At 66.5% G+C, this 10,915-nt stretch carries 11 protein-coding genes; 5 read left to right on the top strand and 6 right to left on the bottom strand.

What is annotated here, in order from left to right:
- Position 1: 1 nt before the first annotated feature.
- The 3 genes from PTT45_RS20550 to PTT45_RS20560 all read left to right on the top strand — a co-directional run bounded on the left by PTT45_RS20550 (position 2) and on the right by PTT45_RS20560 (position 1,949).
- On the top strand, positions 2-472 hold the full coding sequence (locus PTT45_RS20550; protein ID WP_273815840.1) for a chemotaxis protein CheW: 471 nt from the start codon (positions 2-4) through the stop codon (positions 470-472).
- Between the two features lies 1 nt (position 473).
- Positions 474-1,265: an AraC family transcriptional regulator gene (locus PTT45_RS20555; protein WP_273815841.1), complete on the top strand. Its 792-nt coding sequence runs from the start codon at positions 474-476 to the stop codon at positions 1,263-1,265.
- Between the two features lie 75 nt (positions 1,266-1,340).
- A complete protein-coding gene (locus tag PTT45_RS20560) occupies positions 1,341-1,949 on the top strand; it encodes a LysE family translocator (RefSeq protein ID WP_273815842.1) in 609 nt (202 codons plus the stop codon).
- A gap of 3 nt (positions 1,950-1,952) precedes the next feature.
- Here PTT45_RS20560 and PTT45_RS20565 read toward each other — a convergent pair whose 3' ends face one another.
- Both PTT45_RS20565 and PTT45_RS20570 read right to left on the bottom strand, forming a co-directional pair.
- Positions 1,953-2,672: a 16S rRNA (uracil(1498)-N(3))-methyltransferase gene (locus tag PTT45_RS20565; protein ID WP_273815844.1), complete on the bottom strand. Its 720-nt coding sequence runs from the start codon at positions 2,670-2,672 to the stop codon at positions 1,953-1,955.
- 44 nt (positions 2,673-2,716) lie between these two features.
- A complete protein-coding gene (locus tag PTT45_RS20570; RefSeq protein WP_273815845.1) occupies positions 2,717-4,123 on the bottom strand; it encodes an adenosylmethionine--8-amino-7-oxononanoate transaminase in 1,407 nt (468 codons plus the stop codon).
- Positions 4,124-4,363: 240 nt separating this feature from the next.
- Between PTT45_RS20570 and PTT45_RS20575 the strand changes: the two genes are divergently transcribed.
- Positions 4,364-4,918 carry a cytochrome b gene (locus PTT45_RS20575; protein WP_273815846.1) on the top strand — a complete coding sequence of 185 codons (555 nt, stop codon included), beginning with the start codon at positions 4,364-4,366 and terminating at the stop codon, positions 4,916-4,918.
- An 18-nt stretch (positions 4,919-4,936) separates the two neighbouring features.
- Complete coding sequence (locus tag PTT45_RS20580; protein ID WP_273815847.1) at positions 4,937-5,512, top strand: YceI family protein; 576 nt, start codon at positions 4,937-4,939, stop codon at positions 5,510-5,512.
- Between the two features lie 120 nt (positions 5,513-5,632).
- Here PTT45_RS20580 and PTT45_RS20585 read toward each other — a convergent pair whose 3' ends face one another.
- The 4 genes from PTT45_RS20585 to metF form a co-directional block, all read right to left on the bottom strand.
- Positions 5,633-7,522 carry a DEAD/DEAH box helicase gene (locus PTT45_RS20585; protein WP_273815848.1) on the bottom strand — a complete coding sequence of 630 codons (1,890 nt, stop codon included), beginning with the start codon at positions 7,520-7,522 and terminating at the stop codon, positions 5,633-5,635.
- Positions 7,523-7,721: 199 nt separating this feature from the next.
- Positions 7,722-8,492 carry a substrate-binding periplasmic protein gene (locus PTT45_RS20590; RefSeq protein ID WP_273815850.1) on the bottom strand — a complete coding sequence of 257 codons (771 nt, stop codon included), beginning with the start codon at positions 8,490-8,492 and terminating at the stop codon, positions 7,722-7,724.
- Between the two features lie 63 nt (positions 8,493-8,555).
- Positions 8,556-9,932 carry a nucleotide 5'-monophosphate nucleosidase PpnN gene (ppnN, locus tag PTT45_RS20595; protein WP_273815852.1) on the bottom strand — a complete coding sequence of 459 codons (1,377 nt, stop codon included), beginning with the start codon at positions 9,930-9,932 and terminating at the stop codon, positions 8,556-8,558.
- A 108-nt stretch (positions 9,933-10,040) separates the two neighbouring features.
- On the bottom strand, positions 10,041-10,886 hold the full coding sequence (gene metF / locus PTT45_RS20600) for a methylenetetrahydrofolate reductase [NAD(P)H] (protein WP_273815853.1): 846 nt from the start codon (positions 10,884-10,886) through the stop codon (positions 10,041-10,043).
- Positions 10,887-10,915: the final 29 nt, after the last annotated feature.

The following is a 10,915-nucleotide window of genomic DNA, read 5'->3' on the forward strand; positions in this document are numbered from 1 at the left end:
CATGAGCCAAGCCATTGCCAGCCAGAACAGCGTCAGCAGCCTCACCGGCCTGCTGGTGCCGCTGGCCGACCGCACGCTGCTGCTGCCCAACGTGGCGGTGGCCGAGCTGATTCCCTACCGCCCGCCGCATGTCACGCCGGGCCTGCCGTCCTGGTTCCTCGGCCAGATAGCCTGGCGCGACCTGCAGCTGCCGCTGCTGTCATTCGAGGCAGCCTCCGACGGCCAGCCGCAGATCGGTCCTGGTGTGCGCGTGGCCGTGCTCAACGCCATGGGCGGCCGTGACAAGGTCAAGTTCGTCGCCCTGCTGGTGCAGGGCATCCCGCGCTCGATGAAGGTCGACGGCAACCTGCAACGCGCCAGCGCCGAGCTGGCCCCGCTGGAGCTGGACGCCGTGCAGCTCGGCGAAGCCGTGGTGAAGATCCCCGACCTGATCGGTCTGGAGCAGAAGCTGGCGGACGCCGGCCTGATCTGACATGAGCTCGGTCCGCCTGGCACGCCTCGGCGATCTGGAAGTCGCCAGCAGCTGCGTCGCCGGCCAGCAGTTCGAGAAACACAGCCACGACGAATTCGTCATCGGCGCCAACCTGCTCGGCGACGAGCACATCTGGCTCGACGGCCGCCAGTTCAGCGCCGGTGTCGGCGCCATCACCACCTACAATCCCGGCGAAATCCAGGGCGGAGGTGCGGCCGACGGCCAGCCCTGGCGTTACGTCAGCCTCTATGTGCCGGCCGCACAGCTGGCCGCCAGCCTGGGGCGCAGCGAGTTGCAGTTCGAGCGGCCGCTGCAGCAGGCGCCGGCCCTGGCCCATGAGCTGGCCTGTGCGGTCGAGGCCTGCCTGAGCGATGATCCCTTGCTGCGCGAGCGTGGCGAGGAGGGCGTGACCCTGCTGCTCGGCAGCATCGCCAGTGGTGCCGGTGTGCGCCTTTCCGCAGAGCGCCGCATGGGCCATGCCATGGTGACGCGGCTGCAGGAGCTGCTGGCGCACAACCTCGAGAGCACGCCCAGCCTGGAGCAGATGGCGGCCGAGCTCGGCCTTTCCAAGTTCCACCTGTTGCGCAGCTTCCAGAAACACACCGGGCTGAGTCCACGGCAGTGGGCCATGCAGCTGCGTACTCGCCGCGCCCAGGGCCTGCTGCGCCTCGGCCTGCCGGCCGGCGAAGTGGCGCATAGCCTGGGCTTCGCCGATCAGAGCCACCTCAATCGCCACTTCCGCGCCGCCTATGGCATCAGCCCGGGGCGCTACCAGGCCTGCGTGCGCGGCTGAGCAGAGCAATCCGGTTCAAGTCGGGACCCGGTCGTTCGGCGATAATTCGCGCATTCGTGATCGAGAGCCTGTCCCATGTTGACCATCTTCTTCGCCGCCATGCTGTTCGGCCTGGCCTTCTGTGCGTCCCCTGGCGCCGTTTTCAGTGAGACCCTGCGCCGCGGCCTGACCGGCGGTTTCCGCCCGGCGCTGCTGGTGCAGCTCGGCTCGCTGATTGGCGACGCGGTGTGGGCGGTGATCGGCCTGACCAGCCTGATTCTGCTGCTTGCCCAGGACAGTGTGCGGGTGCCGCTGACCATCGCCTGTGCGGCCTACCTGGCCTGGCTCGGTATCCAGGGCCTGCGCGACGCCTGGCAACCGCCGGCACAGGAGGAAGGTGGTCAGCAGGGACGCAATGCCTTCGGTGCCGGCGCCCTGCTGTCGCTGTCGAATCCGAAGAACATCGTGTTCTGGGGCGCGCTGGGCAGTGCGCTGGCGGGCATCGTCGAGGGCACGCCGAGCCACATGGAGATGGCGGTGTTCTTCGCCGGTTTCATGCTCGCCTCAGTGCTCTGGTGCTTCATCTGCGCGGCACTGGTGGACTGGCTGCGGCGCTATACCTCGCAGCTCTGGCATCGCATCAGCTATGCCGGCTGCGGCCTGCTGTTGCTGGCGCTGGCCGGCCTGACCCTGCGCGGTCTGTAACGGCTAGAAATCGCCCCACAGCTGCTGAGCCACGGCCAGCGCCACCACCGGCGCGGTCTCGGTACGCAGTACCCGCGGGCCGAGGCGCGCGGCATGGAAACCTGCAGCCTTGGCCTGCTCCACCTCGGCGTCGGTCAGGCCGCCTTCCGGGCCGATCAGGAAGGCCAGGGTCTGCGGCTTGGCGTGGCTCTCCAGTGGTGCCGCCACCGGGTGCAGGACCAGCTTGAGCTCGGCCTGCACGCCGGCCTGCCATTCGGCCAGGGGCTGTGGTGCGTGGATGACCGGCAGCACCGAGCGGCCGCACTGCTCGCAGGCGCTGATCGCCACCTGGCGCCAGTGGGCCAGGCGCTTGTCGGCGCGTTCGTCCTTCAGGCGCACTTCGCAGCGCTCGGAAACGATCGGGGTGATCTCGCTGGCGCCCAGTTCGGTGGCCTTCTGGATCGCCCAGTCCATGCGTTCGCCGCGCGACAGGCCCTGGCCCAGGTGCACCTGCAGGCTCGACTCGGTCTGCCCGGCGAACTGTTCACGCAACTCCACCCGTACTGCCTTCTTGCCCACCTCGATCAGCTCGCCGAGGAACTCCTGGCCGCTGCCGTCGAACAGCTGCACGGCATCGCCAGCCGCATGCCGCAGCACGCGGCCGATGTAATGGGCCTGGGCCTCGGGCAGTTCGTGCTGGCCAAGGGAGAGCGGGGCGTCGATGAAGAAGCGGGACAGGCGCATGGTGGTATTCGTGCTGAGTAACAGGCGCGCAGTTTACCCGCTGATCAGCCGGGGTCGCGATGGTTGGGGTACAGATCGGCCTGCACGGACACGCTGAGCGACTCGCGGGTGGCGATATCGATGCCTTCGCTGGCCACGTCGGCGAGGAAGTCGATCTGTTCGGGCGTGATCACATAGGGCGGCAGGAAGTACACCACGCTGCCCAGTGGGCGCAGCAGGGCGCCGCGGGTCAGCGCGTGCTGGTACACCGCCAGGCCGCGGCGTTCCTGCCAGGGGTAGGCGGTCTTGCTCGGCTTGTCCTTGACCATCTCGATGGCCAGAGCCATGCCGGTCTGGCGGACCTCGGCCACGTGCGGATGGTCGGCCAGGTGCGCGGTGGCGCTGGCCATGCGCGCGGACAGTGCTTGGTTGTTCTCGATGACGTTGTCGTCACGGAAGATGTCGAGGGTCGCCAGGGCCGCGGCACAGGCCAGCGGGTTGCCGGTGTAGGTGTGCGAGTGGAGGAAGGCGCGCAGGGTCGCGTAGTCGTCGTAGAAGGCGCCGTACACCTCGTCCGTGGTGAGCACCGCGGCCATCGGCAGGTAGCCGCCGGTCAGCGCCTTGGATAGCACCAGGAAGTCCGGAGTAATGCCGGCTTGCTCACAGGCGAACATGGTCCCGGTGCGGCCGAAGCCGACAGCGATCTCGTCGTGGATCAGGTGCACGCCATGGCGGTCGCAGGCCTCGCGCAGCAGCTTGAGGTAGATCGGGTGGTACATGCGCATGCCGCCGGCGCCCTGGATCAGCGGCTCGACGATGACTGCCGCCACTTCGTGGGCGTGCTGCTCCAGCGTCTGCTCCATGGCGGCGAACATGGTGCGCGAGTGTTCTTCCCAGCCCATGCCCTCGGGACGCAGGTAGCAGTCCGGGCTCGGCACCTTGATCGTGTCGAGCAGCAGCGCCTTGTAGGTGTCGGTGAACAGCGCCACGTCGCCCACCGACATCGCCGCCACCGTCTCGCCGTGGTAGCTGTTGGTCAGGGTGATGAAGCGCTTCTTCGCAGGCGCACCGGTGTTGATCCAGTAGTGGTGGCTCATTTTCAGCGCCACCTCGATACCCGAGGAGCCGTTGTCGGCGTAGAACACCTTGTTCAGCCCGGCCGGGGTGATCTGCACCAGGCGCTCGGACAGCTCGACCACCGGCGCGTGGGTGAAGCCGGCCAGCATCACGTGTTCCAGGCTCTCCAGCTGATCCTTGATGCGCTGGTTGATGCGCGGGTTGCCATGGCCGAACACGTTGACCCACCAGGAGCTGACCGCATCGAGGTAGCGCTTGCCGTCGAAGTCCTCGAGCCAGACGCCATCACCACGCCTGATCGGAATCAGCGGCAGGCGTTCGTGGTCTTTCATCTGGGTGCAGGGGTGCCACAGCACGGCGAGGTCGCGCTGCATCCACTGGGTGTTCTGGCTCATGGTTCATCTCCGCTACGACAGTGGCTGAGACTAACAGATGGCCTGCCGCGGCACGTGATCACCGTTGGTGCCGGGAAAAGCGCCATTCAGAGCCATCGCGCGAACCCGAGCCGGTGCCGGTGGACTAACTGCCTGGTCGGTAATCATCTGGTTACTCGATATTTCGCAGCGAAAAATTCCGCTTTTAATCGATGCGTTTGCCGCTAGGCTTTCCCCATTCAGTCATTCGGACGCTTTCTTATGCAGTGGCGCAATTCGCAATCCACCTACGGCCTGGTCAGCATCGCGCTGCACTGGCTGGTGGCCCTGGCGGTGTTCGGCCTGTTCGGCCTGGGCCTGTGGATGGTCGGCCTGGACTACTACAGCAGCTGGTATCGCACCGCGCCGGACCTGCACAAGAGCATCGGCATCACCCTGTTCGCTGTCATGCTGGGTCGCCTGGCCTGGCGTTTCCTCAGCCCGCCCCCGCCGGCACCGAGCAACCACGGTGCGGCGACGCGCCTGGCCTCCAAGGCCGGTCATGCCTTCCTCTATTTCGCCCTGTTCGCCCTGATGCTCAGCGGCTACCTGATTTCCACCGCCGATGACCGCGGCATCGCCGTGTTCGGCCTGTTCGAGGTGCCGGCCACACTGACCAGCATCCCGGACCAGGCCGATGTCGCCGGCCTGATCCACGAATACCTCGCCTGGGCCCTGGTGATCTTCGCCGGTCTGCATGCTCTGGCAGCCCTCAAACACCATTTCATTGACCGTGACGCCACCCTGGTGCGCATGTTCGGTCGCACCGGCAAGTAACCCACAAGGAGACTGTTAATGTTCAAGAAATCCATCGCCGCCCTGACCCTGGGTGCTGCACTGTTCGCCGGCCAGGCCATGGCCGCCGACTACGCCATCGACAAGCAGGGCCAGCACGCCTTCATCAACTTCAAGATCAGCCACCTGGGCTACAGCTGGCTGTACGGCACCTTCAAGGACTTCGACGGCAGCTTCAGCTTCGACGCCAAGGCGCCGGAAGCGAGCAAGGTAAAGGTGACCATCAACACCGCCAGCGTCGACTCCAACCACGCCGAGCGTGACAAGCACCTGCGCAGCGGCGACTTCCTCAACGTCGACAAGAACCCGACCGCGACCTTCGAGTCCACCTCGGTCAAGAGCACCGGCGAAGGCACTGCCGACATCACCGGCAACCTGACCCTGAACGGCGTGACCAAGCCGGTAGTGATCGCCGCCAAGTTCATCGGTGAAGGCAGCGACCCGTGGGGCGGCTACCGCGCCGGCTTCGAGGGCAGCACCAAGCTGAAGCTGAAGGACTTCGACATCCAGAAGGACCTCGGCCCGGCTTCCCAGGAAGTGGAGCTGACCCTCTCCGTCGAGGGCGTTCGCCAGTAATCGGCTTTGCTGGGTGGCAGACGGGCAGCCTGCTGCTCGTCTGCTCCCGCTGAAGTCAGCTGCTTTCGTAGTGGCATAAAAAAGCCGGCCCTGGGGCCGGCTTTTTTATTGCGCGGAAGATTACTCCGCGGAGTCGCTCTTGCGCGTCAGCAGTGCCGGCTTCTCGCTGCGCGGACGGCTGTCCTGCAGGCTTTCCAGCTGCTCCATGGTCGGCAGGCGCTCACCCTTGCGGATGATCAGCGGCTGCTTGGTGGCGCGGCTGTCCTGCACGGCTGGCTCCTGGCGCTCGTAGCGCGCTTCGTCGCGACGACCGCCGCCCTGGGCGCGCTGGCCACCCTGACGCTGGCCGCGGTTCTGACCCTGGCCTTGGCCCTGGCGCTGACCTGCAGGCTTGCCCTGACGCTGGCCGCCCTGACCACCACCACCGCCCTGGCGCTGGCCCTGCTGGCCGCCCTGGCTGCGCTGGCCCTGACCTTGTCCGCCGCCCTGGCCACCGCGGCGCGGGTTGCGACCCTGGGGTTTCGGCTGGGTAGGGACGTAGTCGGCGCGGTTGCCGAAGTTGTCGAAGTCGTCGTCGAGGAACTCTTCCGGGTCACGGTTGGGCTGCGCCGCCGGGGCCTGGGATTGTTGCGGCTTGGGCTGACGCGGCTGGCGCGCCTGCTGCTGGCCCTGGGCCGGCTGCTGCTCGCCTTCACCGGCGCCCTTGCCTTTGCCGCGACGACGCTTGCGCTTCTTGCCCTGGCCTTCGCCGGCTTCGCCGTTGGCCTTGGGCTCGTGCTTGGCTTCGTGCTTGGGCTTGTCGGCACGCGGCTGGCGCTCTGGGCGCGGGCCGCGCACTTCCGGTTTTTCCGCCTCGACGGTGGCCGGGTCGAAGCCCTGAGTGTCGCCATCCGGGATGCGCTGCTTGGTCAGGCGCTCGATGGCCTTGAGCAGTTTCTCCTCGTCCGGCGCCACCAGCGAGATGGCCTCGCCACTGCGACCGGCACGGCCGGTACGGCCGATACGGTGGACGTAGTCTTCCTCGACGTTGGGCAGCTCGAAGTTGACCACGTGGGGCAGCTGGTCGATGTCCAGGCCGCGGGCGGCGATGTCGGTGGCAACCAGGATGCGTACCTGGTTGGCCTTGAAGTCGGCCAGGGCCTTGGTGCGGGCGTTCTGGCTCTTGTTGCCGTGGATCGCGGCGGCCGGCAGGCCGTGCTTGTCCAGGTACTCGGCCAGGCGGTTGGCGCCGTGCTTGGTACGGGTGAAGACCAGCACCTGCTCCCAGGCACCGATGGTCACCAGGTGCGCCAGCAGCGCGCGCTTGTGGCTGGCCGGCAGACGGAACACGCGCTGCTCGATGCGCTCGACCGTGGTGTTCGGCGGCGTTACTTCGATGCGCTCCGGATCGTGCAGCAGCTTGCTGGCGAGGTCGGTGATGTCCTTGGAGAAGGTCGCCGAGAACAGCAGGTTCTGACGTTGGGCCGGCAGCTTGGCCAGCACCTTCTTCACGTCGTGGATGAAGCCCATGTCGAGCATGCGGTCGGCTTCGTCGAGAACCAGGATCTCCACGTGCGACAGGTCGATGGCCTTCTGGTTGGCCAGGTCGAGCAGTCGGCCGGGGCAGGCGACCAGAACGTCGACGCCCTTGGCCAGGGCCTGTACCTGCGGATTCATGCCGACGCCGCCGAAGATGCAGGCGCTGACGAATTTCAGGTCGCGGGCATACACCTTGAAGCTGTCATGCACCTGGGCGGCCAGCTCGCGGGTCGGGGTCAGTACCAGTACGCGCGGCTGCTTCGGGCCGTGGCGGTGTTCGCGGTCCGGATGGCCGCCCGGGAACAGGCGCTCCAGGATCGGCAGGGCGAAGCCCGCGGTTTTACCAGTACCGGTCTGGGCGGCAACCATCAGGTCGCGGCCTTGCAACACGGCGGGAATGGCCCGCTGCTGCACCGGAGTGGGTTGGGTGTAGCCGGCAGCTTCTACCGCATTGGCTAAAGCCTCGGAGAGACCGAGGGAAACAAAGGACATGAGTCATCCTGTCATATTGGGGCGAAGGCCCATTGGGGAAGTTGCCTGGCTTGAATCGCTCTTGCTGAACGATCCCGTCCGGTACTGCTGGGCGATGGGTTGCCGAGCATCCGGGCGCAAGCCTGGCGGGTGCCCGGAGTATAACAGACCAATATGGTCGCGCCGCTAGCTGCCCGTCGCCTGATTTGCGTGACCTGGATCAGTCCTTGGCGGCGATCGGCGCGTCCGGTGGCTCGGCGTAGCGCGCCTGCAGGCGTGCATGGGCGTCCTCCTGCTTGAAGCGGCGCAGCTCGATGGCGAAGCGTTTGGCCAGCTCCTCCAGCTGCGGAGTGCGGCGCAGCGCCAGGTACAGGCGGTCGGTGCCGAGGGCCTTGGGGTTGTAGCCGAGCTGGCGGCCGAGGTTCATCTGGCTGGCCAGGTACAGGCCGGCGCGACGGTCGTTGACCACCAGGTCGACGCGCTGGCGCACCAGCTTGCCGAGGTTGGCCTCGTGGCTCGGCGCTTCCTCGCGGCTGAACAGGCGCGAGTCGCGGAACGCCTTGTCGTTGTACCAGTAGCCTGGCGAGGTGCCGATCAGCAGGTCGCGCAGGTCGTCCAGCTTGCGATAGGGGTAGGGACGCTGGCGTGCATAGAACAGCACGAACTCCACTTCCGACAGCGGCTCCTCGATGAACAGCATCTTCGGCTCGCGCTCGGGCAGGCGGAAGATGTCGAGAATGCCGTCGGCATGGCCTTGCTCGAAGGCCAGCAGGCAGCGCTTCCAGGGCAGGAACTGCCACTCCACCTCGACGCCCAGGCGGCGCAGCACTTCGGCGCTGATCTCGTAGTCGAGCCCGACCGGGCGGCCGTTCTCTTCGTAGACGTAGGGGGCCCAGGCCTCGGTGACGATGCGCAGCGGCTCCGCCCTCGCCGTCAGGGCGAGGGAGCAGAGCATCAAGGCGGCAATTAGCTGGCGCTGGAATAATGGCATAAGGCCAGAGTAATGAGTTTCACCCTGGCTGAAAAGTAAGCAATAGGTCGAAGCCGCTTCGACTCAGTCGACTACCCGATAGCAGGGCACATAGGCGCTGCCGCCTGGCAGTTTCATGCGGTGCTGCTCGACGAAGGCCTGCAGCAGCCGGTCCAGCGGGCGCATGATGCTCGGCTCTCCCTTGATCTCGTAGGGGCCGTGCTCCTCGATCATGCGGATGCCATGCGCCTTGACGTTGCCGGCGACGATGCCGGAGAAGGCACGGCGCAGGTTGGCGGCCAGTTCGTGCAGCGGCTGCTCGCGGGTCAGGTTGAGCGCGGCCATGCTGGCGTGGGTCGGTTCGAACGGGTGCTGGAAGCCCTCGTCGATCTTCAGCAGCCAGTTGAAGTGGAAGGCGTCGTTGCGCTCGCGGCGGAACTGCTCCACTTCCTTGATGCCGGCGGCCATCTGTCGCGCTACTTCGGCCGGGTCGTTGACGATCACCTGGTAGCGTTGCTGGGCGGCCCTGCCCAGGGTCGCGCCGATGAAGTCGTGCAGCTGCTGCAGGTAGAGCTCGGCGCTCCTCGGTCCGGTGAGGATCACCGGGAAGGGCAGCTCGGCATTGTCCGGATGGGTGAGGATGCCCAGCAGGTAGAGGAATTCCTCGGCCGTGCCGACCCCGCCGGGGAAGATGATGATGCCGTGGCCGACGCGGACGAAGGCCTCCAGGCGCTTCTCGATGTCCGGCAGGATCACCAGCTCGTTGACGATCGGGTTGGGCGCCTCGGCGGCGATGATGCCCGGCTCGGTCAGGCCCAGGTAACGCGCGCCGACGATGCGCTGCTTGGCGTGGGCGATGGTGGCGCCCTTCATCGGTCCCTTCATCACGCCCGGGCCGCAACCGGTGCAGACGTCCAGGCGGCGCAGGCCGAGCTCGTGGCCGACCTTCTTGGTGTACTTGTATTCCTCGGTGCTGATCGAGTGGCCGCCCCAGCACACCACCATCCGCGGCTCGACGCCGGCGCGCAGGGTGCGGGCGTTGCGCAGCAGGTGGAAGACGTAGTCGGTGATGCCCTGCGAGCTGTCGAAGTCGATGCGCTGGTTCTCCAGCTCGCTCTGCGTGTAGACGATGTCGCGCAGGGCGCTGAACAGCATCTCGCGGGTACTGGCGATCATCTCGCCATCGACGAAGGCGTCGGCCGGCGCGTTGCGCAGCTCCAGGCGGATGCCGCGGTCCTGCTGGTGGATCAGCACCTCGAAGTCCGGGTAGGCCTCGAGAATGGTCTTGGCGTTGTCGCTGTGCGAACCGGTGTTGAGGATCGCCAGGGCGCACTGGCGGAACAGGGCGTAGATGCTGCCGGAGCCGGTCTCGCGCAGCTGCTGCACTTCACGCTGGGAAAGGGTTTCCAGGCTGCCCTTGGGGCTTACCGAGGCATTGATCTTGTTGCGTACCAGATTCATCGAGGCTTCCGTGTCGGACGCGCGCCCGCGTCGGAATCGCGGCGCGCAGGGTGTGTCTGGTATGAGATCGCGCCGCCGCCGCGAAGTTGCCGCGGCGGCGCGCTCGCCTCAGCGTGGCAGCTTGAGGTTGTTCCAGATGGCCAGGCTGGCATCGGCCTGGTTGAGAGTATAGAAGTGCAGGCCCGGGGCGCCGCCTTGCAGCAGACGCTCGCACATCTCGCTCACCACCTGCTCGCCGAAGGCCTGGATGCTTTCCAGGTCGTCGCCATAGGCTTCCAGCTGCTTGCGTACCCAGCGCGGGATCTCGGCGCCACAGGCGTCGGAGAAACGCGCCAGCTTGCTGTAGTTGGTGATCGGCATGATGCCCGGCACGATCGGCAGGTCCACGCCCAGCTTGCGTACGCGCTCGACGAAGTAGAAGTAGCAGTCGGCGCTGAAGAAGTACTGGGTGATGGCGCTGTTGGCGCCGGCCTGGCACTTGCGCACGAAGTTCTGCAGGTCGTCCTCGTAGCTGCGCGCTTGCGGGTGCACTTCCGGGTAGGCCGCCACTTCGATGTGGAAGTGGTCGCCGGTCTCGCTGCGGATGAACTCCACCAGCTCGTTGGCGTAGCGCAGCTCGCCGCTGGCCATGCCCATGCCGGACGGCAGGTCGCCGCGCAGTGCGACGATGCGCTTGATGCCGGAGTTCTTGTACTGGTTGAGCAGGCTGCGCAGCTCGTCCTTGCTGTCACCGACGCAGGACAGGTGCGGCGCGGTCGGCACGCCGACATCGCCATCGAGCTGCAGCACGGTATTGAGGGTGCGGTCGCGAGTGGAGCCACCGGCACCGTAGGTGCAGGAGAAGAAGTCCGGGTTGTAACCGGCCAGCTGGCGGGCCACGCCCATCAGCTTCTCGTGACCGGCCTCGGTCTTGGTGGGGAAGAACTCGAAACTGTAACGACGTTCTTGCGACATAAATCTGGTCCTTGCAGACGCGAAGAAGG

The organism is Pseudomonas sp. Gutcm_11s, assembly GCF_028649395.1.
In the GTDB taxonomy this organism is placed as follows: domain Bacteria; phylum Pseudomonadota; class Gammaproteobacteria; order Pseudomonadales; family Pseudomonadaceae; genus Aquipseudomonas.

Bases quoted from the DNA above. Each gene is read 5' to 3' on its own strand.
- PTT45_RS20550 (WP_273815840.1), top strand. From the start codon at position 2: ATGAGCCAAGCCATTGCCAGCCAGAACAGCGTCAGCAGCCTCACCGGC.
- PTT45_RS20555 (WP_273815841.1), top strand. From the start codon at position 474: ATGAGCTCGGTCCGCCTGGCACGCCTCGGCGATCTGGAAGTCGCCAGC.
- PTT45_RS20560 (WP_273815842.1), top strand. From the start codon at position 1,341: ATGTTGACCATCTTCTTCGCCGCCATGCTGTTCGGCCTGGCCTTCTGT.
- PTT45_RS20565 (WP_273815844.1), bottom strand. From the start codon at position 2,672: ATGCGCCTGTCCCGCTTCTTCATCGACGCCCCGCTCTCCCTTGGCCAG.
- PTT45_RS20570 (WP_273815845.1), bottom strand. From the start codon at position 4,123: ATGAGCCAGAACACCCAGTGGATGCAGCGCGACCTCGCCGTGCTGTGG.
- PTT45_RS20575 (WP_273815846.1), top strand. From the start codon at position 4,364: ATGCAGTGGCGCAATTCGCAATCCACCTACGGCCTGGTCAGCATCGCG.
- PTT45_RS20580 (WP_273815847.1), top strand. From the start codon at position 4,937: ATGTTCAAGAAATCCATCGCCGCCCTGACCCTGGGTGCTGCACTGTTC.
- PTT45_RS20585 (WP_273815848.1), bottom strand. From the start codon at position 7,522: ATGTCCTTTGTTTCCCTCGGTCTCTCCGAGGCTTTAGCCAATGCGGTA.
- PTT45_RS20590 (WP_273815850.1), bottom strand. From the start codon at position 8,492: ATGCCATTATTCCAGCGCCAGCTAATTGCCGCCTTGATGCTCTGCTCC.
- ppnN (WP_273815852.1), bottom strand. From the start codon at position 9,932: ATGAATCTGGTACGCAACAAGATCAATGCCTCGGTAAGCCCCAAGGGC.
- metF (WP_273815853.1), bottom strand. From the start codon at position 10,886: ATGTCGCAAGAACGTCGTTACAGTTTCGAGTTCTTCCCCACCAAGACC.